Here is a 17,437-nt window from a genome sequence, read left to right as displayed (position 1 = left end):
GGCCAGACTGGCTAGCCCGCTTCGAATAACGCCATGGCTTCGACATGCGCCGTTTGAGGAAACATGTCGAGAATCCCGGCTCTCGTTAACCGGTACCCCTGGTTGACCAGCACCTGAGCATCGCGCGCGAGGGTAGCTGGATTGCAAGAGACGTAAACCAACCGTTTCGCCTTGAGCTGTGCGATGTGTTGCACAACCTCGTAGGCACCGTCGCGCGGTGGGTCCAAGAGTACCGCAGAAAAGCCCTCGGCTGCCCACTCGGCGCCGGCCAAAGGCTGGGTTAAATCGGCCTGAAAAAACGCAGCATTATGCACTTCGTTGTGACGCGCATTGGCCGCTGCGCGCTCGACCATCGCCTGCACGCCTTCGACCGCGACCACCTCACGCGCCACGCGCGCCAGCGGCAGGGCGAAGTTGCCCAGGCCACAGAACAGGTCGAGCACCCGCTCGTGCGCCTGCGGTGCGAGCCAGTCCAGGGCCTGGGCGATCATCGCCGTGTTGACCGCGGCGTTGACCTGCACGAAATCGCCCGGGCGCCAGGCCAGCTGCAACCGCCAGGGCTCCAGGCTGAAACCCAGACGGGCATCGGCCACGAACGGCGCGGGTTCGCCCTCGCCCTGCAACCACAGCTGCGCACCGGCCTCGACGCAGAACGCCTGCAAGCGTTGCACGTCCTCGTCGGGCAGCGGCGCGACATGCCGCACCAACACCGCCTCGGCCGTGCCGCTGAACAACTCCACATGGCCCAGGGCCTGCGGGCGGCTCAGGCTGCGCAGCGCGGTCGGCAAATGGCGCAGGATCGACTGCAAGGGTTGTACCAGCACACTGCATTCTTCGATGGCGACGATGTCCTGGCTGGCTTCACCGCGAAAGCCCACCTGCAGCTCACGCGCCTTGGCGTCCCAGCGCACCGCCACGCGGGCGCGCCGACGGTAGCCGAATTCCGGCCCCGCCAGCGGTTCGGCCCAGGTCTCGGGTTGCAGGCCTGCCACGCGTTGCAGCTGCTCGGCCAGGGTGCGCTGTTTGAGGGCCAGTTGCGCGCCATGGGGCAGGTGCTGCAAATTGCAGCCGCCGCATCGATCGAAATGCCGGCATGGCGCTTCGCGGCGCTCGGCACTGGCCTCGAACAGCCGCTCCAGGCGGGCCTCGACCACCTTGCCGCGCGCATTGAGCACCCGCGCCTCGACGCTTTCGCCGGCCAGAGCGCCGCTGACGAACCAGGTGCGCCCTTCATGGAAGGCGATGCCGCGACCGTCACCGGCCAGGCGCTGGATGTCCAGGCGCTGCTTCTTGCCCACGGGCACTTGCGTGGCGCGCTCGCCGCCGGCGGGCTGGAAGCGCAGGCCGCCGCTACTTTTCTTCTTCGACATCACGGCGCGTCGAACAGGCCGGTGGACAGGTAGCGGTCGCCGCGGTCGCAGATGATCGCCACCAGTACCGCATTTTCCAGCTCGCGCGACAGGCGCAACATGCCTGCCACCGCACCACCGGAGGACACGCCACAGAAAATGCCCTCTTCGCGGGCAAGGCGCAGCATGGTCTGCTCGGCTTCCTCCTGGGACATGTCCAGCACCTGGTCGACGCGGCTGGCGTCGAAGATGGTCGGCAGATAGGCCTCGGGCCAACGGCGGATGCCGGGGATGGACGAGCCGTCCATCGGTTGCAGGCCGACGATCTGCACGGCCGGGTTCTGCTCCTTGAGGTACTGCGAGCAGCCCATGATGGTGCCGGTGGTGCCCATGGAGCTGATGAAATGGGTCACGCTGCCGTGGGTCTGCTGCCAGATTTCCGGGCCGGTGCCGTGGTAATGGGCCATGGGGTTGTCGCCGTTGCCGAACTGGTCCAGCACGCGGCCGCGGCCTTGGGCCTGGAGCCTTTCGGCGAGGTCCCGGGCGCCTTCCATGCCCTCTTCCTTGGTCACCAGCAGCAACTCGGCGCCGTAGGCGGTCATGGCCGCCTTGCGTTCGTTGGTGGAGTTGTCGGGCATGATCAGGATCATCTTGTAGCCCTTGATCGCTGCGGCCATGGCCAGCGCGATGCCGGTGTTGCCCGACGTCGCTTCAATCAGGGTGTCGCCCGGTTTGATCAGGCCGCGTTGTTCGGCGCGCGCGATCATCGACAACGCCGGGCGGTCCTTGACCGAGCCTGCGGGGTTGTTGCCTTCGAGCTTGAGCAGCAGCGTGTTGCTGGTGTCGCCGCCCAGACGCTGCAGACGAACCAGGGGCGTATTGCCGACGCAATCGGCGATGGTTGGGTACTGCGAGGTCATGGCGTATTTCGCATTCCGGGCGACAGGGGGCGCCTATCATACCGGCAAAGCCGCCAAGGCCATATCTCGCAATGGTTGGAGGTTATAGCGGCTGGCTATATGCAGTTCCGGTACGGACCGATAGGCCCGGGCAGCACTCGCCCTTGACCGCCGACCCTGGCACAAATCAGTGCAAGCCTTGGCCAGCGGGAGTACCTTTGCGCTCGCAGCGCGTTGCTTGCGCTGGCACATACAGGAGAACAATGTGCTCGATCGTCTGGGAATACGAAGCCGCGTCCTTATCCTCGCCTTGCTCCCCGCCAGCCTGATGGCGCTGGTGCTGGGCATCTATTTCAACTGGCAGCAGCAGGCCGAGCTGCGCACGCAACTGCTGCAGCGCGGCAAGCTGGTGTCCGAGCAACTGGCCCCGCTCGCCGCCCCGGCCCTGGCGCGACACACCCAGGCGCGCGCCCAGCTCGAGCGCATCGCCGCCGAGGCGCTGGAACAGGTCGACGTACGCGCCGTGGCCTTCCTCGCCCCCGACCGCACGCGCCTGGCGCATGCCGGCCCCAGCATGCTCAACCCGCCGCCCAGCGGCGGCAGTGGCACGCAGCTGCTCGATCGCAGCGGCAAGGATGCCACCCGCTACCTGATGCCGGTATTCGGCCACCACCGCGACCTCGTCACCGACGCGGTGCCGGCAGAGGCCGAGCGCCTTCTAGGCTGGGTCGAGGTGGAGCTGTCCCACGACGGCACCCTGCTGCGCGGTTACCGCAACCTGTTCACCAGCATGTTGCTGATCTTCGCCTGCCTGAGCCTGACGGTACTGCTGGCGATGCGCATGAGCCGCGCCATCAACCAGCCGCTGGAACGCATCAAGGACGCCGTCAACCGGCTCAAGGACGGCAACCTCGAAGAACGGCTGCCGGCCATGGGCAGCCACGAGCTGGACGAGCTGGCCGCCGGCATCAACCGCATGGCGCAGACCCTGCACAGCGCCCATGAAGAGCTGCAGAACAACGTCGACCAGGCCACCGAAGACGTGCGGCAAAACCTGGAAACCATCGAGATCCAGAACATCGAACTGGACATGGCGCGCAAGGAGGCTCTGGAGGCCAGCCGCATCAAGTCCGAGTTCCTGGCCAACATGAGCCACGAAATCCGCACCCCGCTCAACGGCATCCTGGGCTTCACGCATTTGTTGCAGAAAGGCGAGCTCAGCCCGCGCCAGCAGGACTACCTGGGCACCATCGAGAAATCGGCCGGCAACCTGCTGGGCATCATCAACGAGATCCTCGACTTCTCCAAGATCGAAGCCGGCAAGCTGGTGCTCGACAGCATTCCCTTCAACCTGCGCGACCTGATCCAGGACACTCTGACCATCCTCGCGCCTGCGGCCCACGCCAAGCAGCTCGAGCTGGTCAGCCTGGTCTACCGCGACACGCCGCTGTCGCTGGTCGGCGACCCGCTGCGGCTCAAGCAGATCCTCACCAACCTGGTCAGCAACGCGATCAAGTTCACCCGCGAGGGCACCATCGCGGTACGCGCCATGCTCGAAGACGAACAGGAAGACAGCGTGCAGTTGCGCATCAGCGTGCGCGACACCGGTATCGGTCTGACCCCGGCCGACGTGCGCACGCTGTTCCAGGCCTTCAGCCAGGCCGACAACTCGCTGTCGCGCGAGCCCGGCGGCACCGGCTTGGGCCTGGTGATCTCCAAGCGCCTGATCGAGCAGATGGGCGGCGAGATCGGCGTCGACAGCACGCCCGGCGAAGGTTCGCAGTTCTGGATCACCCTGACCCTGCCCAAGGCCCACGACGACATCGACCAGGCACCCTTGCAGGCCCTGCTGGAGCGGCGTGTGGCGATCGTCGAAAGCCATGAACTGGCGTGTCAGGCGCTGGAGCATCAATTGCAGGACTGCGGCCTGAGCGTCACCCAGTTCGGCAGCTTCGAGCACCTGATCCAGGCCGTCGAAGCGGCCGCCTTGGCGGGCAAGCCGTTCGAGTTCGCCGTGCTCGGCATCAACCTGGCCAACCTGGCGCCCGAGCGACTGGGCCTGATCAACGACCAGCTGGAGCGCCATGGCTGCCAGTGCCTGGTGTTCTGCCCCACCACCGAGCAGGGCTTGTACCAGTCGCACTTGAGCGAAGGCCACGGCCAGCTGCTGTCCAAGCCGGCCTGCACGCGCAAGCTGCGCCGGGTGCTGCTGGACCTGGTGCAACCCCGTCATCAGCAGCGCCCGGCCTCGCAACCCCTGACCGGGCAGCGCCTGCCGCGCATCCTCTGCGTCGACGACAACCCGGCCAACCTGCTGCTGGTGCAGACTCTGCTCGAAGACATGGGCGCCGTGGTGGTGGCCGTGGACAACGGCCAGGCGGCCTTGCGCGCCATCGACGAGGAGCCTTTCGACCTGGTGCTGATGGACGTGCAGATGCCCGGCATGGACGGCCCGGCCTGCACCGAGCAGATCCGCCGCCGCGAGGCCGACCTGGGCCAGCCGCCCTTGCCGGTGGTGGCCCTGACCGCCCATGCCATGGCCAACGAAAAGCGCGCGCTGCTGCACAGCGGCATGGACGACTACCTGACCAAACCCATCAGCGAACGGCAGTTAGCCCAAGTGGTGCTGAAATGGACCGGCCTGAGCCTCGACACCCCGCCGCCCGAGCGCGCCCAGGAGCGCGTCCCCGACAACCTCGAACTGAAAGTGCTCGACCCACAGGAGGGCCTGCGCCTCGCAGCCGGCAAGCCGGACCTGGCAGCGGACATGCTGGCCATGCTCCTGGCCTCGCTCGAAGGCGACCGCGAAGCCATCCGCCAGGCCCGTGAAAGCGGCGATCGGCAGGCGATGATCGAACGTGTGCACCGTTTGAACGGCGCCACGCGCTATTGCGGCGTGCCGCAACTGCGCGCCGCTTGCCAGCGCAGCGAAACCCTGCTCAAGCAGGAGCACCCGCACATGATGCAGGCCATGGACGAGCTGGACCGGGCCATAGGCCGCCTCGCGACCCAGGCGCATCTGGGCGCCTGAACAACCCACCCTTCTGACGGGTCTGCGCCTTGCTGGCCCGCCCCCAACACAAGGAGCGCCGCCCATGCGCGTGCTGTTGTTCAGTAGCCAGCATTACGACCAGGAAAGCTTCGCCCGCGCCGGCACCGGGCTGCCCCTGGACCTGCATTACCAACCCACCCGCCTGAGCGTCGACACCGCCGCGCTGGCGCAAGGTTTCGAGGTGGTGTGTGCCTTTATCAACGACGAACTCGACGCCGCCGTGCTCGAACGACTGGCCGCAGGCGGCACTCGGCTGATCGCTTTGCGCTCGGCCGGCTACAACCACGTCGACCTGGCCGCCGCCGAGCGCCTGGGCCTGGGTGTGGTGCGCGTGCCCGCCTACTCGCCGCACGCCGTGGCCGAGCACGCGGTGGCTCTGGTGATGGCATTGAACCGGCGCCTGCACCGTGCCTACAACCGCACCCGCGAAGGCGACTTCACCTTGCACGGCTTGACCGGCTTCGACCTGCACGGCAAGACCGTCGGGGTGATCGGCACCGGTCAGATCGGCGAAGCCTTCGCCCGCATCATGGCCGGCTTCGGCTGCCAGATACTCGCCCACGACCCCTACCCCAACCCGCGCCTGCTGGCCTTGGGCGCACGCTACCTGCCGCTGGATGCGCTGCTGCGCGAGTCGCGCATCGTCAGCCTGCACTGCCCGCTGACCGCCGACAGCCACCACCTGATCGATGCCCGGACCCTGGCGCAGATGCAGCACGGCGCCATGCTGATCAACACCGGCCGCGGCGCGCTGGTCGACACCCCGGCACTGATCGAGGCGCTGAAAAGCGGTCAGCTGGGGTACCTGGGCCTGGACGTGTACGAAGAGGAGGCGCAGCTGTTCTTCCAGGACCGCTCCGACCACCCCTTGCAGGACGATGTGCTGGCACGCCTGCTGACCTTCCCCAACGTGATCGTCACCGCCCACCAGGCGTTCCTCACCCGTGAAGCGCTGGACGCCATCGCCGGCACCACCCTGGCCAACATCATCGGCTGGGCGGCAGGCAATCCGCAGAATCTGGTCGAGGGTTGATGCTAGGATACGCCGCATTTCTGGAGGACCCATGGTCGAGCACGATTTCCGCTACACCCTTTTCAACCCGCAACACACCCTGATCGAGTGCCGCGCACTGGTGCCGGGCCGCTATCAGGTCACCGGCAATGGCGGCTCGATCAGAAAGGACGATGTCCTGCTGGTCAGCCTCAAAGGCAGTAAAACCCTGTCGATGCGCCTGACGGTGCAGACCGTGCGCCACCTGATCAACCCGCAGGGGCAGTGGGTGGCCACGGCCAATGGCCCGGCGTTCAAAGAGCTGGAGATCCTGACCTGGCAGGTCGAATGCGATGGTTGCCAGACCTCGCTGGACCTCGAGTTCGCGGTGGACTCCTCCCTGGGCAACAAGGCGCGTCAGCCAGCGGCCAACGCGCGGCTCGAAGAGCTGGGTTGGAGCAACCAAGGCGAGCGCCACCTCTGCCCACGCTGCCAGGCGAGCGCGTCGTGAAGGCGCTGGCGGCCAGTGCGTTGATGGCTGCAGCGCTGGTCGGCTGCGCCAGCGCGCCCACCCCGCTGCAACAAGACCAAGCCTACACCCTGGAATGGATCGGCGAACGTCCGCTCATGGACTACAGTCACCTCAGCCTGACCCTGGGCGGCGATGGCCGGGCGTACGGCAATGCCGGCTGCAACCACTGGTTCGCGCCCTACACCTTGCAGGGCGAGGCATTGCACTTCGGTCCGGTAGGCAGCACGCGCAAGCTCTGCGCGCCGGCGCTGATGGAACAGGAAGGGCGCTTTCTCAAGGCGCTGGAGCGGGTACAGCGCTGGGATACGTCGAATCAAGGGCAGGTGCGTTTCTGGCTGGACGATGGCAAGGCCTTGCGCTTCTGGCCTGAGGAAAGCTGACGGCGCCGCGTAGGCGCCGCCGGTACGGATGCCGGATCAGGCGCCGCCCTTGAGCGCTTTGAGCTTCTCTTGCAGGCCTTCGAGGGTCTGCTCGCCGAGCAGTTGCTCACGCACCTTGCCCTTGTCGTCGATGATGTAGGTGACCGGCAAGGCCTCGCTACGGGGCAGCTCGTAGCGTTCGGCCGGATCCTGCGCCAGTACGGTGAACTCGATGCCCAGCGCGTTCACCGCCTCCTTCAGATCGGCCCCTTGCAGGCCGTCGAAGTTCACCCCGACCACTTTGACGTTCTGCGCCTGCCACTGCTTGGCGGCAGCATTGAGCTCGGGCACTTCGGTGCGGCAGGGCCCGCACCATTCGGCCCAGTAGTTGAGCACCAGCCAGTGGCCGTCGAGTTGTTCGGTCTTCACCGTCTTGCCGTTCTGGTCCACGCCATAGTCCGCACCGCAACCGGCGAGCAACAGGCTCGCGGTGATGGCCAGTGCCACTGCCAAACGCCTTGCCATGGGTCAATCCTTCTCGAAGTTAACAGCCTGTGGGTCAGCATGAGCGGTTAGACTAGCCGGCATTTCCAGCTGCCTGTGGTCCCCGTCATGACTGAACTGACGCTCTATCATAACCCCCGCTGTTCGAAATCCCGCAGCGCCCTCGCACTGCTCGAAGCCCGGGGCCTTGCGCCGACCGTAGTGCGCTACCTGGAAACGCCGCCCGATGCCGCCACGCTGCGCACGCTGCTGGCACGCCTAGGCCTCGGCGCCCGCCAGTTGCTGCGCACGGGCGAAGACGCCTACCAGGCTCTGGGCCTTGCCGACCCCGCGCTGACCGACGAGCAGCTCATCGCCGCGATGGTCGAGCAACCCATCCTCATCGAACGCCCCATTCTGGTCGCCGGCGACAACGCCGTGATCGGCCGCCCACCGGAAAACGTCCTGGAGATCCTGCCATGAGCTCGCCTTACATTCTGGTGCTGTACTACAGCCGTCATGGCGCCACCAGCGAAATGGCCCGGCACATCGCCCGTGGCGTCGAGCTGAGCGGCCTGGAAGCGCGCCTGCGCACGGTGCCGGCGGTGTCGACCGAGTGCGAGGCGATGGCGCCCGACATTCCCGCCAACGGCGCGCCCTACGCTACCCTCGACGATCTGCGCCACTGCGCCGGTCTGATCCTCGGCAGCCCCACCCGCTTCGGCAACATGGCCGCGCCTTTGAAGTATTTCCTCGACGGCACCAGCAGCCTGTGGCTGGGCGGCGAACTGGTCGGCAAGCCGGCGGCGGTGTTCACCTCCACCGCCAGCCTGCACGGCGGCCAGGAGACCACCTTGCTGTCGATGCTGTTGCCCTTGCTGCACCACGGCATGCTGGTGATGGGCCTGCCCTACAGCGAGTCGGCGCTGATCGACACCCGCGGGGGCGGCACGCCGTACGGCGCCAGCCACCATGCCGGTGCCGACGGCAAACGCGAGCTGGACACCCACGAGATCAGCCTGTGCCGCGCGCTCGGCCAACGCATCGGTGCCACCGCCAAGGCCCTGGAGCCGAGCCGTGGCCAGAACGCCTAAAGCCCTGCCCACGCACAGCTGGCTTGCACCGCGGGTGGCGGTCACGCGCGTGGCGAGCCTGGCCTGCTTCCTTGGCCTGATTGCCCTGCTGGGCCTCAATACGCTGTTCTTCGCCAACCTGCACGGTGCGCGCACCGGGGTGATCCTGGCGATCGAACTGCTGCCGTTGCTGCTGTTGCTGCCCGGCATGCTCCTGGGTAGCGCGCGCGCCCATGCCTGGACCTGCTTCGTGGTCAACCTGTACTTCATCAAAGGGGTGCTGGCGGCGTTCGATCCGGCGCGGGTCGTGCTGGGGGCGATGGAAATCGGGCTGAGCCTGGGGCTGTTTCTGGCGGCGCTGCTGTATGTGCGCTGGAAGTATCAGTTGGAGCGGCGCTTGGCGGGCGAAGGTCGCTGAGTGTCATGGGGCGGCGGTGCCGCCCCGACCACCTCAATGATTGACGGTGTGCGCCAGCATCACCGACAGCTGGCACAAGGGCCGTCCGCTCTCTGCGTGCCATTGGTTGAACGCCGCCTGCACCGCGGCCTGGTCGCGCTGGCTGGTCGGGCGCTTGTCGACGATCTTCTGCGCGATCAGGGCTGCCGACACGTCGTCCGAGGCCACGAAGGTGTCCTTGCCGACCATGCGCAGGAAGCGCGGTGCCGACAGCCCGCCGAGCTGGTTGCCGTGCTTGATCAGGTATTTCCACAGCCCGACGATGTCGGTCACCGGCCAGTCGGCGATGAAATCACCGAAGCTGCCGTGGGTCTGCTCGACGTCGAGGATCATCTGCGCGTTGCGTGGCACGCTCTTGAGCTTGCCCAGGTGGCGGATGATGCGCGCGTCCTGCATCAGCCGCTCCAGGTGCTCGGCGCCCATCAGCACCACCTTCTCCGGATCGAAACCAAAGAACACCTGCTCGAAGGCCGGCCACTTGGCGTCCACCAGGCTGTGCTTGAGCCCGGCGCGAAACACCCGCAAGGCCAGGGTGGAGAGGTAACGGTCCGCAGGCGTGGCACGCAACTGCGCGTCCGTACGCGGCTTGGGCAGGGACGCTTCGAAGGCTTTCACCGAGCCGAAGCGGTTCAGGCAGAACTCGTGCAGCCACTGGTAATCGCGCATGTCAGAGGTTGACCAGTTCGAGGAAGCGTGGCGTGGCGGTGTCGTCGATGCTCAGGCTGACGAAGTCGAACAGGTTGCGGTCGGCCAACTGCGACGGCGCGACGTTCTGCAGGGCGCGGAAGATGCTCTCGGTGCGGCCCGGGTGCTTGCGCTCCCACTCCACCAGCATGTCCTTGACCACCTGGCGCTGCAGGTTCTCCTGGGAACCGCACAGGTTGCACGGGATGATCGGAAACTGCTTCATGTCCGAATAGGCCTGGATGTCCTTTTCGTTGCAGTAGGCCAGCGGCCGGATCACCACGTTGCGGCCGTCGTCGGCGCGCAGCTTGGGCGGCATGCCCTTGAGGGCGCCGTTGAAGAACATGTTGAGGAAGAAGGTTTCGACGATGTCGTCGCGGTGGTGCCCCAGGGCCATCTTGGTCGCGCCGATCTGGTCGGCGAAGGTGTACAGGGTGCCACGGCGCAGACGCGAACACAGCGAGCAAGTGGTCTTGCCTTCGGGCACCAGCTCCTTGACCACCGAGTAGGTGTCCTTCTCGACGATGTGGTACTCGACGCCCAGCGCTTCCAGGTAGGCCGGCAGCACGTGCTCGGGGAAGCCGGGTTGCTTCTGGTCCATGTTCACCGCGACGATCTGGAAGCTGATCGGGGCCACCTTTTGCAGGTGCAGCAGCACGTCGAGCATGGTGTAGCTGTCCTTGCCGCCCGACAGGCAGACCATGACCTTGTCGCCCTCTTCGATCATGTTGAAGTCGGCGATGGCTTCGCCGGCGAGACGGCGCAGGCGTTTTTGCAGTTTGTTCTGGTTGACCGAGAGGGTGCCCATGGCGATTGAATCCGCGAGGTGTGACAAAAGCCGGCTAGTTTAACCGCAAAGGTAGCGTCGGCGTAGGCCCATCCGACAAAGACCGCGAGCGATCAAGCGGGCGGTTGACCGTGCCTTTTGCTCTAAACGCCACCCTTGCCGTGGCCGACACACACCTATACTGGCAATCACGGCCACCCTACCGCACCCCTGAAGGTACCTTGGCCGGGCGGCATGCGCCTGCGAGCGCTGCCCACCTGCGCGCAGAGGAACCACACCATGATGCAGCACGTGCTAGGCCTGTTCATTCGCCCTGACAAGGCGTGGCGACAGATTCGCGGGGAAAGGAGCTCCAGCGGCCACACGCACCTCACCCATACCCTGTCATTGGCTGCCATTCCCGCTGTTTCGGCCTTCATCGGCACTACCCAGGTCGGCTGGCGACCCGCCAACGGCACACTCGTGTTGCTGACGCCGTCGAGCGCGGCGAGCCTGGGCCTGCTGTCTTACCTGGCGCTGCTGCTGGGCGTCGCCGCCGTGGGTGCGTTCGTGCATTGGATGGCGCGCACCTACGACGCGACGCCTTCGCTCGCACAGTGCATCGCGTTCGCCACCTACACGGCCACGCCATTGTTCATCGGTGGTCTGGCGGCGCTCTACCCGCACCTTTGGCTGGGTCTGCTGACCCTGATTGCGGCGGTGTCCTACACCGTATTCCTGCTGTACGTCGGCTCGCCGACCTTCATGGACATACCGCCCGATGAAGGCTTTCTGTTTTCCAGCTCCGTGCTGGCGGTCGGCCTGGTAGTGCTGGTGGCGATCATGGCGGTGGCCGTGACGCTGTGGGGGCTGGGATTGGGGCCGACGTCCGCCGGCTAGACCGTCAGGGCCGGCAAGCCGATCTGGCGCCTGACCGGCGGCCTGGGTCGCACAGGGTGCTTGCGGCATACTGCGCGGCCAGGAGACCCCCGACCATGCCCGAACTGCTCAAACAACGGGTCGAAGCCTGCTATGTGCAGGCCGAGGCTTTCTTCAAACGCACCTTCCCCCGCCCCGAAGTCAGTTTCAAGCTGCGCGGTCTGAAAGCCGGCGTAGCGCACCTGCACGACAACCTGCTGCGTTTCAACCCCACGCTCTACCAGGCCAATCAAGACGACTTTCTGCGCCAGACCGTGCCCCACGAGGTCGCGCACTTGGTCGCCCACCAGGTGTTCGGCGGCGGCATCCAGGCCCATGGCCGGGAATGGCAGTTGATCATGCGCGGGGTCTACGACCTGGCCCCGCTGCGCTGCCACAGCTACGCGGTGCAGCGCCGTACCGTGACCCGCTACATCTACCGCTGCCCATGCCCGGACAGCGACTTCCCGTTCAGCCCGCAACGCCATCGCCTGGTGCGCCAGGGCCGGCGCTACGTCTGCAAGCGCTGTCGGCAGGTGCTCACGTACAGCGGCGAAACCCGCCAGGCGTGAACGGCCCGCAGGCCGGAAACGAAAAAGCCTGTCCGAAGACAGGCTTTTTCATGTAGCAGGGTGTCGACTTAGCGAGCAGGGCCTTCGGCCACGCCCAGGTCGTCGGTCGGACGGTTCAGCTCCAGCGGGCCGCCACCGGAAGCCAGCTCGGACTGCAGCTTGTCGTCGTCCATCTCGTTGACCCACTTGGCCACGACCACGGTCGCTACCGCGTTGCCGACTAGGTTGGTCAGGGCGCGCGCTTCGGACATGAAGCGGTCGATGCCCAGGATCAGCGCCAGGCCCGCCACTGGCAGGTGACCGACCGCCGACAAGGTGGCAGCGAGCACGATGAAGCCCGAACCGGTCACACCCGCAGCGCCTTTGGAGGCGACCAGCAGCACCAGCAGCAGGGTGATCTGGTGGGTGATGTCCATGGTGGTGTCGGTCGCCTGGGCGATGAACACGGCGGCCATGGTCAGGTAGATCGAGGTGCCGTCGAGGTTGAACGAGTAGCCGGTGGGGATCACCAAGCCGACCACCGACTTCTTGGCACCCAGGCGTTCCATCTTGGCCAGCATGCGTGGCAGGGCCGATTCGGACGAGGAAGTCCCCAGCACGATCATCAGTTCTTCACGGATGTAGCGGATCAGCTTCAACACGCTGAAACCGTGGGCGCGGCAGATGCCGCCCAGCACCACCAGCACGAACAGCAGGCAGGTGATGTAGAAGCAGGCCATCAGGTAGCCCAGCTGCACCAGCGAACCCACGCCGTACTGGCCGATGGTGAAGGCCATGGCACCGAAGGCGCCCAGCGGAGCCAGCTTCATGATCATGTTGATGATGTTGAACATGACATGGGCGAAGCGATCGATCAGGTCCAGCAGCGGCTTGCCGTAGCTGCCCAGGCGATGCAGGGCGAAGCCGAAGATCACCGAGAACATCAGCACTTGCAGGATGTCGCCGTTGGCGAAGGCGCCGACCACGGTGTTGGGAATGATGTTGAGCAGGAAGCCCACGGTGGTCTGCTGCGCACCGGCGGCGGCATAGGCGGCCACGCTGCTGGCGTTCAGGGTGGTGACATCGATGTGCATGCCAGCGCCGGGCTTGACCACGTTGACCACGATCAGGCCGATGATCAAGGCGATGGTCGACACGATCTCGAAGTACAACAGTGCGTAGCCGCCGGTCTTGCCGACCGACTTCATGCTCTGCATGCCGGCGATGCCGCTGACCACGGTGCAGAAGATGATGGGCGCGATGACCATCTTGATCAGTTTGACGAAGCCGTCACCCAAGGGTTTGAGCGCAACACCGGTTTCCGGATAGAAGTGGCCGAGCAGAATGCCGATGGTGATGGCAACCAACACCTGGACATAAAGAGACTTGTACAGCGGCTGACGTGTCGTCATGGCTAGATTTTTCCTCGAGGGTACCGGCTTCACTCTTCCCAGAGCGAGGGGGACCTGAATCGCTAACCCTCCTGCACATGGAGGGATTTGTCGTTGTGGTAGAGCTGCGTGGCGCAGGCCTCTACGAGCTAGTTAGCAAAGGTGATGCCAATATGCCCAGCAACGGTGCGTGTCCAGGCTTTCTGCGGCCGAAGTGCGCTGCAATGACGCAAATCAGGACTGGGGGCGTGGCGGGTTTCCGCCCAGTGGCGGGAAATGAACAGGGGCTGTGGCGGAAATCCGCCCCTGGCTCAGTCCAAGTGGAACACGATACGGAACGCCGCGCCGCCCAAGGGCGAATCGTCAAGGCTCAGTTCGGCGTCATAGCTGTCGATAATGTCCTTGACCACCGCCAGCCCGATGCCTTGCCCTGGGTGCTGACGATCCAGGCGCTCGCCCCGTTGCAAAATGCGCTGGCGCTGCTCGGCCGGCACGCCCGGGCCGTCGTCTTCCACGCACAGTTCGATGATCCCGACGCCTTGGCGCAGGCTCACGCGCACCTGCTCCAGACACAGGCGATAGGCGTTTTCCAGCAGGTTGCCCAGCAGTTCGAGCAAGGCGCCCTGCTCTACGGGAAGCCGCGCGCGCGCAGGAAGATGCAGGCTGACGTGGACCTGTTTGTCGCGGTAGACCTTGGCCAGGGTGCTGCACAGGCTGTCGAGCAGTGGCCGGACTTCCACCTGGTGGCGCACCAGGCCGCTCTTGCGCAGGCTGGCGCGCTGCAATTGATAGTCGATCTGCTGGCTCATGCGCTCGATCTGGCTTTGCAACACCCGCGCCTGCTCGCGCTCGTCCGCGCCCTGCCCCATGCCCTCGCCCACACCCTGCAACACCGCCAAGGGCGTTTTCAGACTGTGCGCCAGATCGTCCAGGGAATCGCGGTAACGCTGGCGCTGCTCGCGCTCGCTGTGCAGCAATCGGTTGAGCGAGCCGGTCAGGCGCAGCAGTTCGCTGGGGTGCTCACGGCTCAGACCATCGCGCACGCCGGCTTCCACCTGGTCCAGCTCGCGGCTCAGGTGGCGCAGCGAGCGCAGCCCCCAGGTCAGGCCTGCCCAGAGCAAACCTAACAACGCCAACAGCGCCGCCCCGAAGCCCAGGTAGAGTTTTTCGCGCAGGCCGTCGAGGGTGTGCTGGTAGCCGCTCACCGGCTGCAGGGCGACGATGCTGAAGGCCGCGCTCTTGCCGCCGAGCAGCTTGACCTCGACGTCGTAGACGAAGAACTCTTCGCCGTCGCCTTGACGGATGCGCGCGAATTCGTTGCCGCGGCCGTCGTAGCGCGGTTGGTAGTTGATGTGCTGGGTATCGGTGGCGCGCGATTGCCAGACCAGCTTGCCCTCGCGGTCGAAGATGTAGCCCAGCAGGCCGCTGGCGGGCAGGTTGTAGCGCTCGTCCGGCAGCAGCGCCGGCATCTTCAACTGGCCCCGCTCGACGCGCGCGGCCGAAATCAGGGTGGTGACGTCCGACGCCAGGCGCTGTTCGATGGATTCTTGCAGCGCCAGGCTGAACGCCTTCTGCAACGCCGGCAGCAACGCCAGCATGAACAACACTGCCAGCACCGCCGCCGCCAGCATCAAGCGCAAGCGCAGCGAGCGGATCATCGGCAGCGCTCGGTGAACAGGTAGCCCAGGCCGCGCACGGTATCGATGGGCTTGAAGCCGCTGTCGCCCTCGAGCTTGCGGCGCAGGCGCCCGACCAGCACTTCGATGACGTTCGGGTCGCGCACTTCGTCGTCGGGGTACAGCTGCTCCATCAGGCGGTCCTTGGCCACCACCTGCTGGTGATGGCGCATGAGGTACTCGAGGATGCGGTACTCGTAAGCGGTCAGCGCCAGCGGCTGGTCGTGCAGGCTGGCCTGCTTGCGGTTGATGTCGAGGATCAAGGGGCCGGCGGCGATGGTCGACTGGGTGAAGCCGCTGGAACGGCGCAACAGCGCGTTCAGGCGCGCCTCCAGCTCTTCGAACTGGAACGGCTTGACCACATAGTCGTCGGCCCCGGCGGCCAGGCCTTCGACCTTGTCCTGCCAGTTGCCGCGAGCGGTGAGGATCAGGATGGGGAAGGTCTTGCCCTGGCGACGCAGCTCGCCGATCAGTTCGAGCCCGCTCATGCCTGGCAGGCCCAGGTCGATCACTGCAAGGTCATGATGGTATTGGTCGGCCTGGTACAGCGCCTCTTCGGCGTTGGCCACGGCTTCGACCACATGGCCGCTCTCGCCCAGGCGCGTGAAGAGGTGATGGCGCAGCAGCGCTTCGTCCTCGACCACCAGCAGTTTCATCGCGTCCCCTCCTCGTGAATGGCCTGTGCCGGCTGTGTAGCCGGCACAGCATATCAGCCGTTCTGGCGCTTAAAAGCGGTAGTTGGCCGACAGGTAGGTCTGGGCGCTGCTGGTCAGGCGCAGGGTGCCGGCCTTGGCTTCGTTGTGGGGCGAGACTTCCACGCTGGCGTTGCTGCGCAGGTAGCGGTAGCCAAGTTCGACCGATGCGTTGTCGGTGACCTGCTGGATCACGCCGCCTTGCAGACCGGCCGCATAGCCGTAGTCGGTGTCGCGGCTCAGGCCCGACGAGGTCTGGGTGAGTTTGGTCATGCCCAGGCTGGCGCCGCCGAACAGCTTGGTGGTGTCGCCGACCGGGTAGAACAGGTCGTAGCTGCCGAGCAGGTTTTCCTGGCGCAGTTTCAGGCCGCTGTGGTCGCCCGAGACGTTGTCGTAGGTCATGTAGTAGCGGCCCTGGTCGTTGAGCTTGCCCAGACGCACGCCCCAGGTGCCGTCCTTGCCGATGATGCCGTCGGCGTCGAGGTGGCCGGTGTTGCGCTGCAGCAGGCCGGATTTGCGCACTTTGTCGCTGGTCTGGCCATAGGTGAGGCTGGCGAAGGTGTCATCGGCCTGGGCGGTGGTAAGGCCTGCGGCGCAAACGGCCATGGCGGCGATGAGGCTGTTGAAGGTTTTCATGAAGGTCACTCCCGTGTGGATGCGCTTGAGGTGTCTGGCAGCTAGAGTAAGCAGCAGACGCTGAACGACCGCTGAACCCTGGCTGAACCTCGGCTGAACGAACCTTCACAGGAGTAGTGACCATGCGTTTCCCGCTTGCCGTGGCCTTGATGTGCACCGCCGCCTTCGCCCAGGCGGCGGTGCAGACCCGCGAAATTCCCTATCAGGACGCCGACGGCAACCGCCTGGTCGGCTATTACGCCTACGACGACGCCTTGAGCGGCAAACGCCCAGGCGTGCTGGTGGTGCACGAGTGGTGGGGCCTGAACGACTACGCCAAGCGTCGCGCCCGCGAGCTGGCGGGCCTGGGCTACAACGCCCTGGCCATCGACATGTACGGCGATGGCAAACACACCGAACACCCGGCCGATGCCCAGGCGTTCATGGCCGCCGCCTTGAAAGACCCCAAGGCCGCCGCACAACGCTTCGACGCCGGGCTCGACCTGCTCAAGCTGCAACCGCAGACCGACAAGCATCGCCTAGGCGCCGTGGGCTACTGCTTCGGCGGCAAAGTGGTGCTGGATGCGGCCCGCCGCGGTGAAAAACTCGATGGTGTGGTGAGCGTGCATGGCGCGCTGGTCACCCAGACCCCAGCGCAGCCCGGCCAAGTGCGGGCGAAGATTCTGGTCGAGCACGGCGCGGCCGACAGCATGGTCACCCCCGAGCAGGTCGCAGCGTTCAAGCAGGAAATGGCCAGCGCCAACGCCGACCTCGAATTCGTCAGTCTGCCGGGCGCCAAGCACGGCTTCAGCAACCCGGACGCCGATCGTTTGGGCCATGGCGAGCATGGCGGGCCCGACATCGGCTATGACAAGGCTGCCGATCAGCGCTCCTGGGCCGACCTGCAACGCTTCTTCAAACAGGTGTTCCAGCAGTAGACGGCCACGAT

At 65.8% G+C, this 17,437-nt stretch carries 19 protein-coding genes; 10 read left to right on the top strand and 9 right to left on the bottom strand.

The window, feature by feature from the left end; all coding sequences use genetic code 11:
- Positions 1-11: 11 nt before the first annotated feature.
- Both rlmD and cysM read right to left on the bottom strand, forming a co-directional pair.
- On the bottom strand, positions 12-1,370 hold the full coding sequence (gene rlmD, locus B4M43_RS06225) for a 23S rRNA (uracil(1939)-C(5))-methyltransferase RlmD (RefSeq protein WP_296265152.1): 1,359 nt from the start codon (positions 1,368-1,370) through the stop codon (positions 12-14).
- On the bottom strand, positions 1,370-2,269 hold the full coding sequence (cysM, locus tag B4M43_RS06220; RefSeq protein ID WP_296265150.1) for a cysteine synthase CysM: 900 nt from the start codon (positions 2,267-2,269) through the stop codon (positions 1,370-1,372). The genes rlmD and cysM overlap by 1 nt, the downstream gene beginning before the upstream one ends.
- A gap of 244 nt (positions 2,270-2,513) precedes the next feature.
- On the opposite strand from cysM, the gene B4M43_RS06215 reads away from it, so the two are divergent.
- The 4 genes from B4M43_RS06215 to B4M43_RS06200 all read left to right on the top strand — a co-directional run bounded on the left by B4M43_RS06215 (position 2,514) and on the right by B4M43_RS06200 (position 7,203).
- Complete coding sequence (locus B4M43_RS06215) at positions 2,514-5,279, top strand: response regulator (RefSeq protein ID WP_296265148.1); 2,766 nt, start codon at positions 2,514-2,516, stop codon at positions 5,277-5,279.
- Positions 5,280-5,343: 64 nt separating this feature from the next.
- Positions 5,344-6,333: a 2-hydroxyacid dehydrogenase gene (locus tag B4M43_RS06210; protein ID WP_296265146.1), complete on the top strand. Its 990-nt coding sequence runs from the start codon at positions 5,344-5,346 to the stop codon at positions 6,331-6,333.
- Between the two features lie 31 nt (positions 6,334-6,364).
- A complete protein-coding gene (locus tag B4M43_RS06205; RefSeq protein WP_296265144.1) occupies positions 6,365-6,802 on the top strand; it encodes a hypothetical protein in 438 nt (145 codons plus the stop codon).
- Positions 6,799-7,203 carry an META domain-containing protein gene (locus tag B4M43_RS06200; RefSeq protein WP_296265142.1) on the top strand — a complete coding sequence of 135 codons (405 nt, stop codon included), beginning with the start codon at positions 6,799-6,801 and terminating at the stop codon, positions 7,201-7,203. Before B4M43_RS06205 ends, B4M43_RS06200 begins: the two co-directional genes overlap by 4 nt.
- 36 nt (positions 7,204-7,239) lie before the next feature.
- Here the strand turns inward: B4M43_RS06200 and B4M43_RS06195 are convergent, their stop codons facing one another.
- Positions 7,240-7,707, bottom strand: coding sequence for a TlpA disulfide reductase family protein (locus tag B4M43_RS06195; protein ID WP_296265140.1), 468 nt, complete (start codon positions 7,705-7,707; stop codon positions 7,240-7,242).
- 87 nt (positions 7,708-7,794) lie between these two features.
- On the opposite strand from B4M43_RS06195, the gene arsC reads away from it, so the two are divergent.
- From arsC to B4M43_RS06180, 3 genes are read left to right on the top strand one after another with little or no spacing between them, the layout of a single operon-like run.
- Positions 7,795-8,148, top strand: coding sequence for an arsenate reductase (glutaredoxin) (gene arsC, locus B4M43_RS06190; protein ID WP_296265138.1), 354 nt, complete (start codon positions 7,795-7,797; stop codon positions 8,146-8,148).
- A complete protein-coding gene (gene wrbA, locus B4M43_RS06185; protein ID WP_296265136.1) occupies positions 8,145-8,759 on the top strand; it encodes an NAD(P)H:quinone oxidoreductase in 615 nt (204 codons plus the stop codon). The genes arsC and wrbA overlap by 4 nt, the downstream gene beginning before the upstream one ends.
- Complete coding sequence (locus B4M43_RS06180; protein WP_296265135.1) at positions 8,743-9,156, top strand: DUF2069 domain-containing protein; 414 nt, start codon at positions 8,743-8,745, stop codon at positions 9,154-9,156. The genes wrbA and B4M43_RS06180 overlap by 17 nt, the downstream gene beginning before the upstream one ends.
- Positions 9,157-9,189: 33 nt before the next feature.
- Here the strand turns inward: B4M43_RS06180 and B4M43_RS06175 are convergent, their stop codons facing one another.
- Both B4M43_RS06175 and ttcA read right to left on the bottom strand, forming a co-directional pair.
- Positions 9,190-9,861 carry a DNA-3-methyladenine glycosylase I gene (locus tag B4M43_RS06175; RefSeq protein WP_296265133.1) on the bottom strand — a complete coding sequence of 224 codons (672 nt, stop codon included), beginning with the start codon at positions 9,859-9,861 and terminating at the stop codon, positions 9,190-9,192.
- A 1-nt stretch (position 9,862) separates the two neighbouring features.
- Positions 9,863-10,687: a tRNA 2-thiocytidine(32) synthetase TtcA gene (gene ttcA / locus B4M43_RS06170; RefSeq protein ID WP_296265132.1), complete on the bottom strand. Its 825-nt coding sequence runs from the start codon at positions 10,685-10,687 to the stop codon at positions 9,863-9,865.
- Between the two features lie 258 nt (positions 10,688-10,945).
- On the opposite strand from ttcA, the gene B4M43_RS06165 reads away from it, so the two are divergent.
- On the top strand, positions 10,946-11,545 hold the full coding sequence (locus B4M43_RS06165; RefSeq protein WP_296265130.1) for a Yip1 family protein: 600 nt from the start codon (positions 10,946-10,948) through the stop codon (positions 11,543-11,545).
- A 95-nt stretch (positions 11,546-11,640) separates the two neighbouring features.
- Positions 11,641-12,135, top strand: coding sequence for a SprT family zinc-dependent metalloprotease (locus B4M43_RS06160; RefSeq protein ID WP_296265128.1), 495 nt, complete (start codon positions 11,641-11,643; stop codon positions 12,133-12,135).
- Positions 12,136-12,203: 68 nt separating this feature from the next.
- Here the strand turns inward: B4M43_RS06160 and B4M43_RS06155 are convergent, their stop codons facing one another.
- From B4M43_RS06155 to B4M43_RS06140, 4 genes are all read right to left on the bottom strand, one after another.
- On the bottom strand, positions 12,204-13,526 hold the full coding sequence (locus B4M43_RS06155) for a dicarboxylate/amino acid:cation symporter (RefSeq protein WP_296265126.1): 1,323 nt from the start codon (positions 13,524-13,526) through the stop codon (positions 12,204-12,206).
- 290 nt (positions 13,527-13,816) lie between these two features.
- A complete protein-coding gene (locus B4M43_RS06150) occupies positions 13,817-15,163 on the bottom strand; it encodes an ATP-binding protein (protein ID WP_296265124.1) in 1,347 nt (448 codons plus the stop codon).
- Complete coding sequence (locus tag B4M43_RS06145) at positions 15,160-15,837, bottom strand: response regulator (protein WP_296265122.1); 678 nt, start codon at positions 15,835-15,837, stop codon at positions 15,160-15,162. Before B4M43_RS06145 ends, B4M43_RS06150 begins: the two co-directional genes overlap by 4 nt.
- Before the next feature lie 69 nt (positions 15,838-15,906).
- Complete coding sequence (locus tag B4M43_RS06140) at positions 15,907-16,509, bottom strand: outer membrane protein (protein WP_296265121.1); 603 nt, start codon at positions 16,507-16,509, stop codon at positions 15,907-15,909.
- 122 nt (positions 16,510-16,631) lie between these two features.
- Here B4M43_RS06140 and B4M43_RS06135 point away from each other — a divergent pair, with 122 nt between their 5' ends.
- Positions 16,632-17,426, top strand: a complete 795-nt coding sequence (locus B4M43_RS06135; RefSeq protein ID WP_296265119.1) for a dienelactone hydrolase family protein — start codon at positions 16,632-16,634, stop codon at positions 17,424-17,426.
- The last annotated feature ends 11 nt before the right edge of the window (positions 17,427-17,437 follow it).

This window comes from Pseudomonas sp. UBA6562, assembly GCF_002434265.1.
GTDB lineage: Bacteria > Pseudomonadota > Gammaproteobacteria > Pseudomonadales > Pseudomonadaceae > Aquipseudomonas.
Note: the sequence above shows the minus strand (reverse complement) of the source record. Positions and strands in the feature narration are given on the sequence as shown.

Coding starts and splice junctions, on each gene's coding strand:
- rlmD (WP_296265152.1), bottom strand. CDS start 1,370: ATGTCGAAGAAGAAAAGTAGCGGCGGCCTGCGCTTCCAGCCCGCCGGC.
- cysM (WP_296265150.1), bottom strand. CDS start 2,269: ATGACCTCGCAGTACCCAACCATCGCCGATTGCGTCGGCAATACGCCC.
- B4M43_RS06210 (WP_296265146.1), top strand. CDS start 5,344: ATGCGCGTGCTGTTGTTCAGTAGCCAGCATTACGACCAGGAAAGCTTC.
- B4M43_RS06205 (WP_296265144.1), top strand. CDS start 6,365: ATGGTCGAGCACGATTTCCGCTACACCCTTTTCAACCCGCAACACACC.
- B4M43_RS06195 (WP_296265140.1), bottom strand. CDS start 7,707: ATGGCAAGGCGTTTGGCAGTGGCACTGGCCATCACCGCGAGCCTGTTG.
- arsC (WP_296265138.1), top strand. CDS start 7,795: ATGACTGAACTGACGCTCTATCATAACCCCCGCTGTTCGAAATCCCGC.
- wrbA (WP_296265136.1), top strand. CDS start 8,145: ATGAGCTCGCCTTACATTCTGGTGCTGTACTACAGCCGTCATGGCGCC.
- B4M43_RS06175 (WP_296265133.1), bottom strand. CDS start 9,861: ATGCGCGATTACCAGTGGCTGCACGAGTTCTGCCTGAACCGCTTCGGC.
- ttcA (WP_296265132.1), bottom strand. CDS start 10,687: ATGGGCACCCTCTCGGTCAACCAGAACAAACTGCAAAAACGCCTGCGC.
- B4M43_RS06165 (WP_296265130.1), top strand. CDS start 10,946: ATGATGCAGCACGTGCTAGGCCTGTTCATTCGCCCTGACAAGGCGTGG.
- B4M43_RS06160 (WP_296265128.1), top strand. CDS start 11,641: ATGCCCGAACTGCTCAAACAACGGGTCGAAGCCTGCTATGTGCAGGCC.
- B4M43_RS06155 (WP_296265126.1), bottom strand. CDS start 13,526: ATGACGACACGTCAGCCGCTGTACAAGTCTCTTTATGTCCAGGTGTTG.
- B4M43_RS06150 (WP_296265124.1), bottom strand. CDS start 15,163: ATGATCCGCTCGCTGCGCTTGCGCTTGATGCTGGCGGCGGCGGTGCTG.
- B4M43_RS06145 (WP_296265122.1), bottom strand. CDS start 15,837: ATGAAACTGCTGGTGGTCGAGGACGAAGCGCTGCTGCGCCATCACCTC.
- B4M43_RS06140 (WP_296265121.1), bottom strand. CDS start 16,509: ATGAAAACCTTCAACAGCCTCATCGCCGCCATGGCCGTTTGCGCCGCA.
- B4M43_RS06135 (WP_296265119.1), top strand. CDS start 16,632: ATGCGTTTCCCGCTTGCCGTGGCCTTGATGTGCACCGCCGCCTTCGCC.